Raw genomic sequence first — 18,145 nt, 5'->3', positions numbered from 1 at the left:
TACGATTGCGGAAAACCACGCACCCCACAACGGCCGCGAATCTCGCGATCTACTAACTCTGCCGCCCCTTTAGTCGGTGTCGAAGAGCAAAACCCGCCCTCAATCCCCAAACTCACCTGCTCACCTTATTCACCTGCTCAACTGCTCAATTTTTGAGGGAGCGCTGAGCAAGGATGAGGGGCAGAGAACCAAGAGAGGCGGAGGAGTCTCCGCTTCCGTCAGCTTACGGCTTCTGGCTTATGGCTAGAGGCTCGTAAGATCGGAGTCTCCGCGCCCATGCAACGAATATTCAACTTTATCAGCCCAATTCAACCACGTCGTTTTTTTTTCGAGACGTGCAACGCTCCTTCCTCAAGCCTCAAGCCTCAGGCCTCAAGTCTTCAATTGCGCTCATTTGCGGTCGTTTGCGCCAAAAAAAATCTCCGCCGATCGGCGGCATCTTCGGATTCCGTTTATTACCGCTTTTTTCCGTGTCGACCGGAGAGGGGGGCCACTGAATCGCCCGTCGCGTCCTGAGCCTTCTGCCCTGGGTGCCTTCGTGCCTATGGCACTTAGTTGTAAACCGTAATCGGCGCCGACAGCCCAACATTCCCCGCCGCGTCGTACGCGCGGCATTGCACGAAATGCGCGCCGGACGGCATGCTTCGGGTGTTCCACGCCGTCGTAAACGGCGCCACCGTCGAGGTCGATTTGAGAACCCCGTCCACGTACAGCTCCACGCGGGTGACGCTCACGTTGTCGCTCGCGCTGACGTAGACTTGCAGGTTTCTTTGGCTGCGCTGGATGATCCATTGATCCGTCGGCGACGTAATCGCGACGGTCGGCGCGACCGTGTCCGTCACGGTGTTGTTGACCGTCACGCTTCTTTGCGCGACCGCCATGTTCCCCGCCGCGTCCGTCGCCGTCGCCAGAAGGGTGTGCGCGCCGTTGGGAAACAGCGCGGTGTTCCACGAGATCGCGTAGGGCGCGCTCGCCGTTGCGAAGTACGTGCCGTCGATGAAGAGCTTGACCGAGGCAACTCCCACGTTATCCGCGGCGCTGACCTGCACCGTGATTGTGCCCGAAACGCCGGCGCCGGACGCCGGCGTGCTGAAGCTCACGGTCGGCAGCGTTGTATCACCGCCGTAAATCGCCGCCAGCGCCACCGCCTGCGCCGCGTTCACGCGGCCCCAGCCGTAGCTCGAATCCCATCCCGTCGTGCCGAGGTCGTTGGCCGACTGCTTGAGCACGGCCTGCACCTGGTCCGGGCTGAGCTCCGGCCGCACCGACATGACCAGCGCCGCTACGCCCGCCGCGATCGGCGCGGAAAACGAGGTCCCCGTCGCCGATCCATAGCCCCCGCCGCGCGCCGTCGTGTAGATCCCCGCGCCCGGCGCGGTCAGGTCGATGTAGTTGCCCCGGCTGGAAAAGGATGCCAGGACATCGTCCGATCCCGTCGCCCCGACCGCCAGAATGTAGGGATTGTCCGCCGCAGAGTAGAACAGGCCGTCATTGCCCGCCGCCGCCGTCATCACGCCGCCCCTGCCTTGCAGGTACTGCGCCGCGCTCGTCACCGTTGCGTCGCCGTTCACGCCGTAGAAGCTGACGTTGACGACCTTCGCCCCATGGTCGGCGGCCCAGAGAATCCCGGTCGCGATCATCGTACTCGTCGCCATGCCCGTGCTGTTCGATACTCGGATCGGCATGATCGGACATCCCCAGGCCGGCGAAGCGACGCCCACGTTGTTGTTGCTCGCCGCCGCCGCCGCCCCCGCCACCGACGTGCCGTGGCCCGTTTGATCGGTCAGGTCCGCGTCGTTGCTGTAGACGTTCCATCCGGGAACGAGCTTCGAGGCCAGATCGGGATGCGTGGAGTCAATGCCCGTATCACAGATCGCGATAATCACGCCGCTGTTGCCCGTCGTCGCGCCCCAGGCGATCGGCGCGGCGATCTTGGGAAGATGCCATTGCCCGAAATACCAGTAGTCGTTCGGGAGGAGATCGGCCGGCGGATAAACCCGGTCCAATTCCGCGAATTCGACCTCCGGCTCCAGGCGAAGGGCGTGCATCTGCGCCGTTTCGCTGGCCGTCGCTGGTAATTCCAGTATGGTCACGCCAAGTTGCGGGATTTCCGCCGCGGCGCGCGCGCCTACTGCGCGGCCCACGGCGCGCTGCTTGCCGGCATCCGAGGCGCCCGGCTTGAACTTGAGAATCACGCGGCCCGGAACAAACGTCTCCGCCGCCGGCTCGACTTCATTAGCAGTGCGGTCGCCGACGATGGCGACCCTGGCGCCGTCCTCCAGCGATTCCATCTCGAACCGCGCGCCGTGCATCGGTTGCGCCGTCGCGCGCGACGTGCCGACAAGAAGAATTAACCCGCAGATCAGGAATGAACGGGTCGCACGCAGCCAGGTTGGCCAGGACCTCGCTTGCCGTTTGATTGTGCTCCAAGCCATTGGACGACCTCCGCGGGGCAAGAACTCCCCGAGCGCGGCCCGAATTCAGTGGTTTCAAACGCTCCGCTATCTGCGTAACAAGAATCGAATCTCGGTCGTTCTTTCGGCGTGAAAAACGGGTGGGATAAACCGACGACGTCGACTAAGCATATCTTCGTACCGGACGTAGAACAAGTACCAACAGAAAATTCCGGTGCTCCGCGCGCCGAGATTCGCAGTACTCAACTCGTTTTATCGATCAGGAATTTGGCCGGACTTGGGAGTTTATCTCGAATGTCGACATTGAGAGTCGGCGCATCATCTTTATCGCAATTGTGCGAAGCAACTCTGAGCGGCGTCGAGTGGACGCATCGACCGCCGCGGAAGTTAAGCGGCGTTCGCCATTCCCATCCGCCGCAGCCAGCGATAATGGGAAGCGATGCCCGCCAGAAATGTTTTGGAGGCTTTGTATCTGAGTCCGAACTCGTGGCAGGTTTCCTCCACGAGTTTGGCCAGTGCCGGATAATGGATGTGGCATATCTGCGGGAAGAGGTGGTGCTCAACCTGAAAGTTCAGCCCGCCGACGAGCCACGCCAGCAATCGATTACGGGGAGCAAAATCCACGGTCGTCTCAATCTGGTGCTCGGCCCAACTGGACTCGATCCGGCTGGTGCCCGGGCGCGGCTGAGGAAAGGCCGCCTCCTCGACGCAGTGCGCCATTTGAAATACGACACTCAGTGCGACGCCTTGAACAAACGATGCAATCCCGTAGAGCGCCAGCACGCCCCACCACGGATGGAAAAACATAGGGAGGCCGAGCGCCAGCGAGAAGAACAGCGCCTTGCCGCCGAAAAGGACTACCAAATCCCAACCCCGGGGACGCGGAAATCGATGCCCGGCGATCCGCCCCACGACCAGATTCTGGAAGTCATCATAGACGTGCCACTTGACGGGCAGGAACCCGTACAGGAACCACATGTAAAAGTGCTGCAGTCGGTGAAAGCTCAAGTGCTTCTGATGCGGCGAAAGCCGGCCGAGCACGCCGAGGTTGATGTCGTCGTCGTGACCGGTGACGTTCGTGTAGCTGTGATGAATCGTGTTGTGCTTTCGGGCCCACATGTAGGAGCTGCCGCCCAGCAGATCCAGCGTCAGGGAAGCCAGCTTGTTGATCCATTGGTGTTCGGAGTAGGCGCCGTGCCCGCCGTCGTGCTGAATATTGAAGGCGGCCACCGCCAGCGCCAGTCCCAGCGCGACCGCCAACGGAATCGTGACCCACCAACTGACCGCGACGAATACGAGAAGGGCGTACAAGGCGCCGCAACCGCACAAAATGATGGCGGTCTTGGCGTACATCTGCGGGCAGTCGCGCGGCCTGCGGCCGGTGTCGGCAAAGTACTCGTCCACCCGCTGGCGAAGCGCCCGCCGAAAATCATCAGGATTATTGAATTTCAGAGGAGCCGAGGCGGCGTTCGCGCTCGCCGGCTCCGCCGTTGGTTGGGTTTCGATGGCTGACTGTACCGTAATGTCCACTCGTGTGCCTCAAAAAAAGCCGACTGGCCGAACGCCCGGGGGCATTCAGCCATGTCGGCTTACTCGTTAACCGGCTTTCCGCCCCGCGGCGGGCAGCCCCTTAATCAGTTGTCCGACGACTTGAATCCCTACCCCGCATGAGCCAGGGAGATCATAGGGTTCGTTTCTGAAAACGCAAGCGCCGCGAATTTGGCTCGCGTTTCATGTGTCATCGACTCGATCGGCTATAATACAAGAGGCGCCGGCTCGTAGATTCGAGAGAATGCGGGCAGCCAACCCCTTTCCGCCTTTTCGGCATCTTGAACGAACCGAATCCAACAAAGATGCGCGCGGAGGATGCGCCAGAGGAGCGATCGACCGTGCCCGGCGTCGACAGGAATGACGGCCACGCCCCTGCGCCCGTTCAGGAGGCGATCTACCCGCAGGTCTTCTCCGGGCCGCGGCCGTCGGCCGGTTCAGAGGTCTATCTTCGCGAACCACTGGCTCAAAAGCTCGCCGAGTTTTTCGAGCGCAAGGGTCTGCCGGCGCTCAAAGAGGAGGATCAGCGCGAGCAGTGGTATGAGGACTGGCTTGCCTACCAGTCGGCTCATCAGCTTTACGCCCGCCTGCTCGCGCCGCGGGAGTTTTCGCGGATGGCATCGGAGTTTGACCTGCTCCGTTATACGCGATTTCTTGAGGTCTTTGCTTATTTCAGCCCCGCCCACGGTTATAGCCTCCAGGTTTCCTTCCTTGGACTCTGTGCGATTCTGATGGGGGACAACATGGCCTTGAAGCGCGAGTCCGTCGCCGCGCTGGAAGCGGGGGGGCTCCTGGCGTTCGGCGTCTCCGAGCGAGGTCATGGATCGGACCTGCTCGGCAACGAGTTTACGGTCACCGAAGCCGGCCCTGATCGCTTCAAGGCGAATGGCGCGAAGTACTACATCGGAAATTCCAATGCCGCAGCGCTCATCGCGATCCTGGCGAAAAAGGTAAATCCGCGCAGCGCCGCGCATGCCCGGCGGGCACCTTTTGTTTTGATCGCGCTGCGTCCCAATAAGGCAAAGGGATATCGCAGCGTGCGCAAGATCCGTACATTCGGGGTGCGGGCGGCGCACGTCGGCGAATTCGAGGTGAAGGACCATGAGTTGCCCTCAACGGACGTGATCGCCGAAGGCCGGCAGGCCTGGGACGCGATCTTCGGGACCGTGGCGCTGGGCAAGTTCTTTCTTGGATTTGGCTCGATAGGAATCTGCGAGCGTGCTTTCGAAGAGGCCGCCGCCCATTTGCGCGCTCGCGTGCTCTATGGCCAGCCGGCTATCGACATGCCGCACCTCCGCGCGACGATGGTGCAGGCGTATGCCCGTCTGACGGCGATGAAGCTCTACGCCTACCGGGCGCTGGATTACGTCCACGCCGCCAGTGCGGCCGACCGGCGCTATCTCCTGTTTGCCGCCGTGCAGAAGGCCAAGCTCAGCACAGAGGGCGTGAAAGTGATGGCGCTGCTCTCCGAGTGCATCGGCGCCAAGGGCTTCGAGTCGGACACCTATTTCGAGATGGCCCTGCGCGACGTGCAGCTCATTCCCGGCCTGGAAGGCAGCACCCACATCAATCTCGGCCTGACCACCCACTTTATTCCGCGCTATTTTGCCGAAGCGGACCCCTCCCTCGCCGAGCCGAAGTCACTGGTTGCCGGCGAGATTCCTGCGGGAGAAAACGCGTTTCTGATGGAGGCGCGAACGAGCGCCGTGAACGAGATCGGGTTTCCCTGTTTCCTCGAAGCCTACCGTCCGCTGATGTCGATCGCGAATGTCCGGATGTTCGTTCAAGCGGCGAAGGCGTTCCAACTCTTCGTCCGCAAACGCGAGATGGATCGAACCGCCCGCGCCGACAGGCCGCTGACCCTGGCGTTGGGGCACTGTTTGGCGACGATCGCTTACGGCCAACTGGCGGCGGAAAATGCGGTGCGCCTGCACGTTCCTGCCGAAATAGTGGCGGTCATGTTTCACGCGCTGGTCTGCGACTTCAATGCCGCGGCGCTGGCGCTCGCTTCCCGCGCAGAACGGGAAGCGATCCCGTCATTTTTATTCCGCCGGTTGATATCCGTTCCCAGAATCGCTGACCAGGATCGCGCATTCGTCGCCACGCGAATGGAAGGGAGCGGCGACTCCCCTGGGCGGGCCGGATGAAGACCCGGCGCTCGTTCTTCTGGAAACTCTTGCAGACGACTGTGCGGCCGCTGGCCAAGCTGCTCTTCAATCTGAAAGTGTACGGGCACGAGCACATCCCCGCTCAAGGCGGCGTGCTCATCGTGTCCAATCACCAGAGTCTGCTGGACCCCATTCTCCTGCCGCTGCACCTGAAGCGGCCGCTGAACTACATCGCCAAGTCCGAGTTGTTCAGGAACCGCTTTAACGCTTGGTTTCTGCGCTCGGTCCTCAACGCGTTTCCGGTGCGGCAGGGCCAGGGCGATGTCCGCGCCGTCAAAGAGACCATTCAGCGTTTGCAGGAGGGCCACTTGATGAACATCTATCCCGAAGGCGCTCGTACCCAGGACGGCGAGATCGCCCCGCTCCAGCGCGGCGTCGCCCTGATCGTCGAGCGCGCCAATGCGGTAGTCGTCCCGGCCGTCATCGTCGGCGCCTTTGACGCGTGGCCCATTCACCGCCGGTTCCTCCGCCGCCGACCGATCTGGATCCAGTTTGGCCCGCCGATGAACCTCGCGGGCCTCGATCGCGACGAGATCATGACGACGATCGACCACACGCTGCGGTTCATGTTTGCGGCGCTGCGGGCGGAGATTGCTTCTCAGAAGAAGAAGGCGGCGTGAGGGGCTCAATATCAACGCATCGGGGCGTACCGCCGAATGAGCACCTCCGCCGTGGCGATTCCATCCGCGGCGGCCGACATGATCCCGCCCGCGTAGCCCGCACCCTCGCCGATCGGGAACAGCCCGCTCGTGGAGACCGACTCGCGCGTCTCGGCGTCGCGCAGAATGCGAATCGGCGCGGATGCCCGCGTCTCCGGTCCCGTTACCACGGCCTCGGCCCCTCCAAATCCCTTGAGGCGCGCATCCAAATCCGCCAGCGCGCGCTGAATCGCCGGTGTGGCCAACGCGGGAAGAATGTCGCGGATGTTTGCCCACCGCCCGCCGAGCGGGTAACTCGTTTCTAAGCGTCCATCCGACGGCCGGTCTGCCAGAAAATCCGTCGCCCGCTGCGCCGGAACCGCGTACGTCCCGCCGGTCAGATCGAATGCCGCGCGCTCCCAGCGCTGAATGAAATCGAGCCCGACGAGCGGGTCGTTGTCGATTTCGTCGAGAGGAACTGTCAATACCAGTCCGCTGTTGGCGAAGCGACCGGATCGACTGACGTTCGACGCGCCGTTGGTGGCAATCAGCCCGGCCGATTCGTTGGTCGGCAGGATCATCCCGCCGGGGCACATGCAAAAACTGTAGACGTCGCCCAAGCCGGCCGCCGCGCCCTTGGCTACGAGGTGATACTCCGCCGGTGGGAGCCGCCGATGCCCGCATGCCGGGCCGTATTGCCAACCATCGACGAGCGCTTGCGGGTGTTCGACGCGGACACCAATCTGAAACGGCTTGGCCACGATCGTGACGCCGGCAGCGATCAGCGCGCGAACCGTGTCATGCGCAGAGTGTCCGATCCCCATGAGGAGCGGCCCGAGGGGCAGCGTTTCCGTCCCGACACGGATCGCGCTGACTCGCCGATCGTCGATGCGAATCTCGTCAACTCGCGCGCCAAAGCGGACCTCGCCCCCCAGCGACTCGATCGTCTTTCGAATCCGCCGGCACAGTGTCGGGATCCAATCGCTCCCCAGGTGCGGCCGGCTGTCAATCAGGATGTCGGGTTTGCCGCCGTGATCGACGAAGACCTGCAGGATGTCGCGCATCCGCGGGTCATTCACGCGCGTGTACAGCTTCCCGTCGCTGTACGCTCCGGCCCCGCCCTCGCCATACAGCAGGTTGCTTTCCGGATCGAATTCGTGTTGCCGATAGAACCGGTGCAGGATGTCGCGATGGCGGACCTTGACCCCTTGACCGCGCTCCAGCACCAGCGGCCGCAGCCCATGCCGCGCCAGCCACAGGGCCGCGAACATCCCCGCCGGCCCGAATCCGACGACGATCGGCCGATGTTCGAGCGGCTCGTTTCCATTCTCGAGCGCCGTCAGAGGCGCGCGCGGTACTTCAGCGACATCGGCCCGATGGAGGCGGCCCAGCACGCGTCGCTCTTCCTTCGCGCCGCCGGCGAGCGACAGCTCTACATTGTAGACATAGGCGATGCGATCCTTGAACCGGGCGTCCAATGCCCGCCGCACGACTCGCCACTCCTGGATGTCCCCCGGCGGGACGCGCAGCCGCTTCGCCGCCCGAAACCGTAGCTCCTCCTCGGCTTCGTCCAGAGAGAGAGCGAGATTTCGTACCAAAAGCGCCATGGGCGCATTGTACGGGGCACTCGGTGCTCGTTCGCGTTCGCGCATCGTCCCCTTTTGCACGAATGGGGCCCAAAACCATTTTTCCGCCCCGCGCCGGTTCTGCGATGATATAATCCACCGGTTCGCCATCGATAGTAGCGGGCCCTCTCCGGTCGCCTGATCCCACTTCGATGATCGAAATCCACGCCTCCGGAAGAGTGGCCGGTCGCCTTGCCAGTTGGTCGGGTTGAGCCTGAAACGAGGAATGAACGTCTATGATGCAAGCAGAAAAGGACAAACTCATCGCGCTCTTTGACCACGAGCGCCGCTGGTGCAGCGCCGCCGACGCGCAGGACGAGCGCGGCGAGACCGTTCATTTCGACGATGAAACCGCCGTCGCGTGGGACCTCGTGGGCGGGCTGTGTCACCTGTTCGGCTGGAAACGGGCCAACAAGCTCTTCGGCCCTTTGAATAAGCACCTCTCCGGGAAACAACGCACGACCGGGCTGCGGCATCTTTCGACCGAGGCGACCAACGAGATGCTGGCCATGACCGCCCTGCTGGACTTCAACGATGATCCGGAGACGACCTACGAACTTATCGTGTCCAAGCTTCACGACCTGCCGGTCTGGCATGGAAGAACGGCGTTAGGTTAATCGGCGAAGCCGCCGCTGATTTCAGGCGGTCCAAGGGCTACCGCAATGCGTATCGCTTCTGTTCGTTCGTTCCGGTCGCAGTGCACCGTCGGGCTCGCCTTTGACGCGCTGGCTTAACCCAATTTCGAACTCAGACTATGCTCCGAGTCTGGGGCTGCGAGCGTTACTTTCGAACAAGTTGGCTGCATAACCGACCGTAATCCGGAAGAAGACTCTGGGCAAGGCCGTCCAAGTCGGGATAGAGCGTTGCGCGCGAAACGCCGACGGCGGCCAAGTCGTCAAGAATTTGATCTTTTGCGGTCGCAGGTATCACGAAGTGCTCCCAAAGCGGTTTCCCCGAGCGATCCTTGTGCTCCTTATTGATCTGCTCAAGCGAGAGCGATACTTTCGATGGCTTGGGGTGAACGGTAAACCAGGAAGCCTGACTGACCATGCGCGGGAAAGTTCTTGGCGGCGCAATGGCGAGTGGGAATCTGCAGCAATGCTCGGCCGTACATTGATGATCTGGCCAAGCCCGCTCGTCGATGACGGCTTGTTTCGCGAGAGTCTCGGCTGCTCTCCCGACACTCCACCTTTTGGCTTGATTGCCGTCAGTGTTCTTTTGATGGGCCAAGCAGCCGCAAAAGAGTGGCGACTTTGTTGTTTTCGCAGCGCTTACATGTTCATCGCGGGCGAAATCCGTGAGCGCAGTTGCATTCAAAGCCCAAATCTGTCTATCGGATTTGCGGTCCTTTGGATTTTCGCGATCCGGTTCGACAGCAAAGTACGCCGCGACCAAGATATTTCTGCTCCAGTCCAGGAGCCGCGTCGGGGCGAGGTGGTGCCGCATCAGCGCCAACCATTCAAAGTAGTGATCGTCCGCGGGGCACCGGGCGTATACGCTATGGGCCTTGTCTCGAAACGCCTGACAAATCCACGCTTCGTCCCCGCACCCTGGCTTATTGCCAGCGTTCGGAAACGTGTCGGGGCGATGCGCTTTCGGCGTGGGTAAATATTTGGTCGTCTTATGGCCCCGGAACAGCCAGAATTCCGGTGGATGTTTCCGCGCGCATGCAACTAACTCCTCAAGACTCGTCAAATTGCTGTTCATGAAGAACCCTCAGATTGTGGCGGGTTCCGGGCGCGGATGCGCGCGGCGTGCGTCGACTTGAGTGACGCTGGCCAACGTCAAGATTCAACGCGGACCATGGCGTTAAGTCTATGAAAGCCCGCTTGCGCCGACAAATCTGCGGCGAAGAGAGACGCCACACCGCGAATCGCTCATCGTTGATGGCGTAGTACATCCTCCAGGACCTCGGCGATCGAAATAATGCCTGAATATTGGCCCTCACACAGGGGAATCGTGGTACAATGACTGGTCACAGCCCGACGGCGGAGTAGTCCAAGGTCAAAGGGGACTTTTCGATTAACTGCTACTGTAGGGCGAATGATGAATCTGTTTAAAACTCGATTGGATCGCTCGGGGTTGCGCAGCGGTTTGGCAGCGGTGTGCGGACTAATAGCGTTGACGTCGGCGCCCACTGCGATGGGGCAGTGCAGCCCGCAGGAGTTGACCAAGCTGATCGCCTCCGACGCAGCGGCGAATGACGGATTCGGTTCGTCGGTCGCTGCCTCGGGAGACACAGCGGTGGTCGGAGCGCCCTCCGACTCCCACGCGGGCGGCGAATACGCCGGTTCGGCCTACGTCTTCGTCCGCACCGGCGGCGTCTGGACCCAGCAGGACAAATTCATCGCCTCCGACGCAGCGGCGAGTGACGGGTTCGGCTGGTCGGTCGCGGTCTCGGCTGACACGGCGCTGGTCGGGGCGATCGGCGACGACGATTCAGGGAACTACTCCGGCTCGGCTTACGTCTTCGTCCGCTCCGGCGGCGTATGGACTGAGCAGGCCAAGCTTACCGCCTCCGACTCGGCGGCGTTTGACGAGTTCGGCCACTCGGTTGCGGTGTCGGGCGACACTGCAGTAGTCGGGGCGCTCTACGACACTCACACGGGCGGGACTGAAGCCGGCTCAGTATATGTCTTCATCCGATCCGGCGGAGTGTGGACCCAGCAGGCCAAACTGACCGCATCGGATGCGGCAGCGACTGAAAACTTTGGCATCTCAGTCGCGGTCTCGGGCGATATGGCGCTCGTAGGGGCGCGCGGCGCCTTTAACGCGGGCACGGTCATCGGCTCGGTGTACGCCTTTGTCCGCTCCGGCGGCGTGTGGACCCAGCAGCCCAAGTTGACCGCCTCCGATGCGGCGCCTAATGACTACTTCGGCTACTCAGTCGCGATCTCGGGAGACATGGCGCTGGTCGGGGCGTACGGCAAAAACACTGGCGGGACCGCCGCCGGATCGGCCTACGTCTTTGTTCGTTCCGGCGGCGTGTTGACCGAACAGGCCAAGCTGACCGCGTCCGACGCGGCGGCGTATGACTTCTTCGGCTACTCAGTCGCGATCTCTGGCGAAACGGCGCTTGTCGGGGCGTACCATGATAATCACGCGGGTGGAACCAGCGCTGGCTCGGCGTACGCCTTCGTCAAGCCCAGCGGTGGCTGGACCAACATGCCGGAAACTGTCAAATTAACCGCCTCCGACGCCGCATCGGTTGACGAGTTCGGCTACTCCGTCGCGATCTCGGGAGACACGGCGCTGATCGGGGCGCGCGGGGACGACCACGCGGCCGGACCTGAGGCTGGTTCGGCCTATGTCGTCAACTTGGGTTGCGACAGCGATGCCGACGGCATCCTCAACGGGACGGACAACTGCCCGAACGTAGCGAACGTCGATCAAGCCAACGCGGACAGCGACGGCTTGGGCGATGCTTGTGATAACTGCCCGACCGTCGCCAATGCCGACCAGGCTGATACGGACGCCGACGGCGTGGGCGATGCCTGTGACAACTGCCCGAACACGTCCAACTCCGGCCAAGAAGATGCGGATGGGGACAGTTTGGGAGACACATGCGACACCTGCCCTAACAACACGCCTGGCCTGCCCGTTTGTACCAATGGAAGACCGTTGAGGGACTGCAACAACGACTGCCTCATGGATGGGCTAGACATCCAATGCATCGTGGATGAGATTTTAAACCAGTAACGAGGCGGCCACGGACAGGACTTTCTCCCGCAGAGAAAATGATCTGATATCGCTCGCGCGAGCCCGCGCATGAGCCGACGCAAGGTGAACGTAAAACTCTTGTCCGTCTGCCCAATTCTCTGACACTTCAGGGCGAAGAGAACAGAATCCGCGTCATACGCGCTGCGCGACCGCTTCGCCGTACGGCGGACGGGTGGTCAGGCGCGGGTCATCCACCGCTCCGCCCATCGTGAAGTGATACATACTCTGAAACTCCCGGCCCGACAGGCCGAAGACCTCGTGGACGGGATCGTCGAAGTACGCGCCGATGCCGGTCGCCCGCATCGTGTTGCCCAGGCGCATTGCCGCGGCCTCGGCCTCGAGGTACAGCGTTTGCCCGATCATGCCCGCCTCCCAGAACAGCCGCCGGTAGAACCACGGCCCGTAGCGCCGCAGCGACGGCTCGAACTCCGCGACCATCCCGAACGAAAAGGCACCGTCCCCGGCGATCGCCTGTCCCAGGCTGAGCTGCGCCGCCCCCCGGCGGCAATCAGCCACCCTGAGCGGGTAGAGCGGCAGACCCGGCGCCGCGTCGCTCGCCAGTGTCCACGCGAAATCGGGATTCGTTGCGGCGCGAAGCGAGTCCACCTTCGCCGGATCGCGGACTAGGGCGTAGAGGCCCGGCGACAAACCTTCGACGAGATGCACAAACATCAGCAGGTGAATCGCGGGCGGCCACGAGATCGCGTCGAACGGCGCCGCGTCCGTCGGCATTACGCGCGCGAGCATGGAGTAGAAGACGTCGCGGGGAATCGACGTTTGACCGTCAAAATCCGTGGCGCTGCGGCGTTTGAGGATGACCTCGCGCGCGAGGGGTACCGTCCCCGCGCTCTGAGCGGCTGCCGGGAGGCGGCCCGGATGAATGACCTCTCCGTTGATGGGCGTGCGCGGTTTTCTTGTCGCGTCGGTCACCATATCAATGATTTCCCACGGGACGTGATCGGAGCTGAGGCGATTGGCCCGGCCTTCCCACGGACCCGCGGCAACCCGTGCGATAATGTCGGGATCGAGCGTAAGAACGCCGCGAGGATTTGCGTCCGGCTTGGCCGACACGAGGGCGAAAAGCTCCGGTTCCTCCCGCTCCGCGCCGGAAAAGTCCCCCACGCGATCAAGCCCCAGCAAACGGGCAACCTCGTCGTCTCCGAGGTCTTCAAGCAATGTCATCCGCCAACCGAGCATCGCCGCCGCGAATCGCAAACAAGCCAGTGCATGACCGGTATCCTGCTGGCAATACCGGAAGGCCCGCTCGCCGTATTTCCACGCCTCCCGCCAGAGGATGGAGCTGAGCCCCACAAAAAAGACTTCGCTGCCCAGTGCGGCCACGAGATCGGCCCACGCCGCCGCGTCGATGACATGCCGCCGTTCCAGCGCGTGCTCCTTCGCCGCATAGTGGTAAGCCGCCGGCTGCTCGCCGATACCCTCTACGCCGCCACAAAGCAGATAACCCTCCGTCGGATGCAGATTGCCACTGGAGGGATTGCAGCGCAGCGCCCACGTCGATTCGCCGTACGCCTTCCACGCTGACAACGCCAGCGAGCACTCGAAGAACGCCGACAGCGTCCGCCGCGTGACCGGCTGAGGGGCGATGCCGTCGGTCGTAAACAGCGAGTCATACGCCGGTTCCTGATGGCGCGGACCGATGAGCAGCGGCGTCAGCGGCGCACCGTCATATCGTCGAAAGGGGTTCGGCTGCGTCGCCCAATCCAGATAGCCCAAGCTCCGCGCGTAACGCTGCGGATGATGCTTCGTGGCCTCGTGGTAGATGACGACGCGTTCAAGCTCGGTGGTCGCTGCGATAATGGCACCTTAAATAGCCGTAGTTTCGTTGGGATTATACCGGACTGGTTCCCAGGGGCCGATCAGTTGTAAACTGCGCGGATCAGGAAAGAGAGGTAGCCATGAATACCGACGCTGATCGTTCTGCAATTGAATCGCTCGCTCCGCAGTCCGTCTGGCGATTTTTTGCCGGAATCGCGGCGGTGCCCCGACCGTCCAAGCGCGAGCAGAAAATCCGGGCTCACGTGAAACAACTTGCCGAGTCGCACAGATTCAAGGTTCGCGAGGATTCCATCGGCAATCTTGTCATCGAAGTCCCTGCCACGAAGGGCTGTGAAAGCGCCCCCGCCATTGTGCTGCAGGGCCATCTCGATATGGTCTGCGAAAAGGACTCGGGCACGACCCACAATTTCGACTCCGATCCCATCCGTCTGCTGTTGGACAAGAGCGCCGACGGCAAGCAGATTATCCGCGCCGACGGGACCACCCTGGGCGCCGACAACGGCATTGGCGTCTCCCTCGCTTTGGCTGCGGCGACCGAGCCTGCTGCCGTCCACGGACCGCTCGAAATCCTCTGCACCATTGACGAAGAAGACGGCATGTCCGGCGCGAAGGCCATCGCCCCCGACTTCTTCAAGGGCCGCCGCATGCTCAATCTCGACTCCGAGGAGGATGACGCGATTTACATCGGCTGCGCCGGAGGGACCGACACGACGCTCATCTGGTCCCTTCCGATGGCCGCGCCTCCGCCTGGCGCCGAGTCATGCCAACTTGTCATCACCGGCTTGACCGGCGGACACTCGGGCTGCGACATTCACCTTAATCGCGTCAGCGCCATCGCGGTCCTCTGGCAAACGCTGCAGGCGATCGACGAACCGCAAATCCAACTCGCCACGATTTCCGGCGGCAGCAAGCGCAACGCGATCCCCCGCGAAGCCGCGGCGACCGTCACAGGCCCACGCGGATTGTCCGAAAAATTGACCAATTCCGCCAAGTCGATGCAGGCCCACGCCGTGGCCCTGGGCGAAGCCGGTTGCAAGATCACCGTCCAGTCAGTGGCGGCCCCTGCCGTCGCATCCGTCGACGACACGCGGCGCGTCCTGACGGCGCTCGCGGCCTTGCCGCACGGCGTCCTCGCCGTCGTTCCCGAAATCCCCGGCCTGGTTCAGACTTCCAACGGCACGACGACGATCAAGAGCACCTCCGCCGAAGGAACTCTCCGCGTCGAAGTTGGCTGCCTGACGCGCAGTTCCAGCAACACGGATATGTGCACGGTCCTCTCGAAGATCGCCGCCATCGCGCGCCTCGCCGGCGCGCAGGCCGAGCGGGCCAACGAGTATCCCGGCTGGGCCCCCAATCTCCAGTCGCCCACGCTCGCCGTTTGCCGCGCCGCTTACGAGCGCGTGTTCCAGAAAGCGCCGCGCATCGCCTCCATCCACGCCGGTCTCGAATGCGGCATCATCGGCGAGCGCGTCGGCAGCATGGACATGGTCTCCTTCGGTCCCAACATCCAGGGGGCGCACAGCCCCGGGGAACGGGTTGAAGTCGCCAGCGTCGAGCGGATGTACCGCTATCTCCTCGCGGTACTGGCCGACCTGGCCAAGCGTGGCCCCGGCGAATAGACGATGCGAAACCAACAAAGGCTCGGCGCTTATTTCCGGTCCGCCGCCTCCAACGTCGCGGTCTTTCCGTCACACTCCGCGATCTCCGCCGCCAATTCGTCAAGCACCTTCGCATCCGCCGCCGCCAGCCTGCCGCGCTCGCTTAGCTGTCTGAATACGGCTTCACACGCCTCCAGTTGTTTCCGCGCTTCGCGCCAACTCGCGAGCCGATCGGCGGACGTGGCTTCCGCTCTCTTGCCTTCGGCGGTGTGCCATTCCGCCAGCTTGTAATGCGATACTGCCAAATCGCGCTCTGCCGCGGCGCTGTTGCCAGTCATCGCCACCAGTTTTTTAGCCGCCTCGTAATAATGATCGAAGCTTCGCCGCGCCGCCGGGTGATCGCCGGCGGCCAGTTCAATCTCCCCAATCCGACAATGCGCCGCGGCCACGTTGGCCAGCGCCTTGTGATCGGCCACATCGGTCTCGCCGAGGCGCCGACTGATCTCCAGTGATCTCTTCAAGTGTTCCAGCGCGGCGGGTGCGTGCCCCCGTTGTTGCTCGATGAGTCCCATCCGATCGTATGCCACCGCCAAATCCCGCTGATACGGCGCCGCGTTGGGGGCCAGCGCGACGGCCCGCTCCAACAAATCCGCGCACCGCCGATGCTCCTCAAAGGCCTCGCCCAGCTTCCCCTGTTCGCTCAGGATGCGCCCGATCTGGTCCCGAGTCGCCGACACCCCGTGCAACTCCGGCGGATCCGTCGCATCCTGCTCCAACAGGGCGAGGACCCTCCGGTAAATCTCCAGGGCCTCGGCCAGCCGCCCCGCGACCCGATGTTGATACGCTATCTGTTGAACGTTGAATGTCAGATCGCGCTGAAGATCGACATCGTCCGGGCGGGTCGCAATCAGTCGTTCGAGTACCGCCTGCGCCCGATCGTAATGCTCCCGCGCTTCTCCTTCGCGGCCCATGGCGCTCAGCAGCCGCCCGATCCGGTTGTACGCCGTCGCCAGCGCCCGGTGCCGCGCGGCATCGTTCGGCAATCCCCGCGCCGCGGCCTCCACATGCGCCAACCCGCGTCGATAGCTCTCCAACGCGCCTTCCGGATCGCCGAGGTTGGGGACGTCGGGATCGCCCTGCACATCTCCCAACTTGAAAAACGCCGTCCCCATTTCCGCCCGCGTTTGCCAATCGTCCTCCGCCGTCGTCGACGCCAGGCGGTTCAGATACTCCAGACCTGTCTTGACGAGCAACTCTCGCGCCGGCGTCGATCCCGACAGGTAACGCACGCGATCGTCCAACTCTGTGATGACGGTGCCGGCCAGGCCGCGCAGGTCCTCAAAGCGCTGGCGGGCCCGGTGCTCGGCGTCCTCGGCCAGCCCCTTCTGTTGTTGCACTTGCGCCAGCAGGCCCGATTGACGGCCGTACAGGATCGCCAGGCTGATCGTCGCCGAAATGACGAGCAGGGCGAATGCCACGCTGACCGCGACCGCCGCGCGATGTCGCCGCAATGACTTCTTCAGGACGTACCAATGGCTGTCCCGCTTGGCCTCGATCGGTTCGCCCGCCAGGTAATGTCGAAGATCACGCGCCAGGTCCCCCGCGCTCTGATAGCGACGTTCGCGCTCCTTGGAGAGCGCCTTGAGCAGTATCGTCCCGACCTCGTCGTCGATGTGGCCGATCGAAATCGAATCGCCCCGGTCGCTGATCGTGCTCGGCGGCGAAGGCGGCGTCTCCGCGATGGTGCGGAGCGCCGTCGGAACATCCCCCTCGACTCGATACGGCAACCGCCCCGTGATCAACTCGTACAACACCACGCCCAGCGCATACACGTCGCTGCGAATATCCACCTCGTCGACGCGCCCCCGCGCCTGCTCCGGCGATAGATAGGGCAGTGTCCCCGCGACCATCTGCGTCTCCGTCACCAGTTTGTCATCGATTGTGCCGGTCTGCTTGGCCAGGCCGAAATCCAGTACTTTCGGCTCTCCGCCCACTTCGACGAGGATGTTCGACGGCTTCAAATCGCGATGGATCACCCCGCGCTGATGGGCAAAATTCACCGCATCGCAGACGGTGGCAAACAACCGGAACACATCGTCCAATGCCAATCCGCCCTCCCGCACATACCGGTCCAGCCGCGCGCCACGCACATAGTCCATCACGCAGTAATGCCGGCCGTCCGCTGTCACGCCCGAGTCGAAGACCGCCACGATGTTGGGGTGCCGCAATCCCGCGACCAGCTCCACCTCCCGCTCAAACCGCCTCCGCGCCTCCCGCGATGCGAACGGACCCTCGCGCAAGACCTTCAACGCGACCTCGCGCTTGGTGGACTTCTGAATCGCGCGATAGACAATCCCCTGTCCCCCGCGGCTGATCTCTTCGACGATCTCGTATCCCGAGATCGCCCCCGGTGCGATCGCCCGCGGAATCGTCCCCTCCGCGGTCCTTCGAAGCGGCGGACCAGCTTCCCGAAGCTGTTGCAGCCAGCTTTCGTGCCGACGCACCATCGCCGCGTCGCGCTCCGCGCACGCCGCGCACGACGAGAGATGCTCCTCTATTCGGACCCGCTCGGCCTTCTCCAGCTGCTGCGCGTGAAAGTGCAGCAGGTCCGTCTCGTTCAGACAGCCCGCCATTGAC

Annotated in this window: 11 protein-coding genes; 5 read left to right on the top strand and 6 right to left on the bottom strand. The window is 63.0% G+C overall.

Going from position 1 to position 18,145, the window contains the following annotated elements:
• Positions 1 to 551: 551 nt before the first annotated feature.
• Together VJZ71_12800 and VJZ71_12795 are read right to left on the bottom strand one after the other, a co-directional pair.
• Complete coding sequence (locus VJZ71_12800) at positions 552 to 2,435, bottom strand: S8 family serine peptidase (GenBank protein ID HKQ48942.1); 1,884 nt, start codon at positions 2,433 to 2,435, stop codon at positions 552 to 554.
• Positions 2,436 to 2,801: 366 nt separating this feature from the next.
• Positions 2,802 to 3,944, bottom strand: a complete 1,143-nt coding sequence (locus tag VJZ71_12795) for an acyl-CoA desaturase (GenBank protein HKQ48941.1) — start codon at positions 3,942 to 3,944, stop codon at positions 2,802 to 2,804.
• 359 nt (positions 3,945 to 4,303) lie between these two features.
• On the opposite strand from VJZ71_12795, the gene VJZ71_12790 reads away from it, so the two are divergent.
• Both VJZ71_12790 and VJZ71_12785 read left to right on the top strand, forming a co-directional pair.
• On the top strand, positions 4,304 to 6,109 hold the full coding sequence (locus tag VJZ71_12790) for an acyl-CoA dehydrogenase family protein (protein ID HKQ48940.1): 1,806 nt from the start codon (positions 4,304 to 4,306) through the stop codon (positions 6,107 to 6,109).
• The gene (locus tag VJZ71_12785; GenBank protein ID HKQ48939.1) at positions 6,106 to 6,750 is read left to right on the top strand and encodes a lysophospholipid acyltransferase family protein; all 645 of its coding nucleotides are present in this window, start codon (positions 6,106 to 6,108) and stop codon (positions 6,748 to 6,750) included. Before VJZ71_12790 ends, VJZ71_12785 begins: the two co-directional genes overlap by 4 nt.
• An 11-nt stretch (positions 6,751 to 6,761) precedes the next feature.
• On the opposite strand, the gene VJZ71_12780 is transcribed toward VJZ71_12785, so the two are convergent.
• The gene (locus VJZ71_12780) at positions 6,762 to 8,375 is read right to left on the bottom strand and encodes an FAD-dependent oxidoreductase (GenBank protein ID HKQ48938.1); all 1,614 of its coding nucleotides are present in this window, start codon (positions 8,373 to 8,375) and stop codon (positions 6,762 to 6,764) included.
• A gap of 254 nt (positions 8,376 to 8,629) precedes the next feature.
• Here VJZ71_12780 and VJZ71_12775 point away from each other — a divergent pair, with 254 nt between their 5' ends.
• On the top strand, positions 8,630 to 9,010 hold the full coding sequence (locus tag VJZ71_12775) for a hypothetical protein (GenBank protein ID HKQ48937.1): 381 nt from the start codon (positions 8,630 to 8,632) through the stop codon (positions 9,008 to 9,010).
• A 163-nt stretch (positions 9,011 to 9,173) separates the two neighbouring features.
• Here VJZ71_12775 and VJZ71_12770 read toward each other — a convergent pair whose 3' ends face one another.
• Positions 9,174 to 10,100, bottom strand: a complete 927-nt coding sequence (locus VJZ71_12770; GenBank protein ID HKQ48936.1) for an FRG domain-containing protein — start codon at positions 10,098 to 10,100, stop codon at positions 9,174 to 9,176.
• Positions 10,101 to 10,436: 336 nt separating this feature from the next.
• On the opposite strand from VJZ71_12770, the gene VJZ71_12765 reads away from it, so the two are divergent.
• The gene (locus VJZ71_12765; protein HKQ48935.1) at positions 10,437 to 12,092 is read left to right on the top strand and encodes a thrombospondin type 3 repeat-containing protein; all 1,656 of its coding nucleotides are present in this window, start codon (positions 10,437 to 10,439) and stop codon (positions 12,090 to 12,092) included.
• Positions 12,093 to 12,245: 153 nt separating this feature from the next.
• On the opposite strand, the gene VJZ71_12760 is transcribed toward VJZ71_12765, so the two are convergent.
• Positions 12,246 to 13,847: a SagB/ThcOx family dehydrogenase gene (locus VJZ71_12760; protein HKQ48934.1), complete on the bottom strand. Its 1,602-nt coding sequence runs from the start codon at positions 13,845 to 13,847 to the stop codon at positions 12,246 to 12,248.
• 182 nt (positions 13,848 to 14,029) lie between these two features.
• Between VJZ71_12760 and pepD the strand changes: the two genes are divergently transcribed.
• Positions 14,030 to 15,529: a beta-Ala-His dipeptidase gene (gene pepD, locus VJZ71_12755; GenBank protein HKQ48933.1), complete on the top strand. Its 1,500-nt coding sequence runs from the start codon at positions 14,030 to 14,032 to the stop codon at positions 15,527 to 15,529.
• A gap of 29 nt (positions 15,530 to 15,558) precedes the next feature.
• Here the strand turns inward: pepD and VJZ71_12750 are convergent, their stop codons facing one another.
• Complete coding sequence (locus tag VJZ71_12750; protein ID HKQ48932.1) at positions 15,559 to 18,141, bottom strand: protein kinase; 2,583 nt, start codon at positions 18,139 to 18,141, stop codon at positions 15,559 to 15,561.
• Positions 18,142 to 18,145 lie beyond the last annotated feature (4 nt).

The organism is Phycisphaerae bacterium (assembly GCA_035275405.1).
GTDB lineage: Bacteria > Planctomycetota > Phycisphaerae > UBA1845 > UTPLA1 > DATEMU01.
The sequence above is the reverse complement of the archived record's forward strand: the minus strand, read 5'-3'. Positions and strand labels throughout refer to the sequence as shown.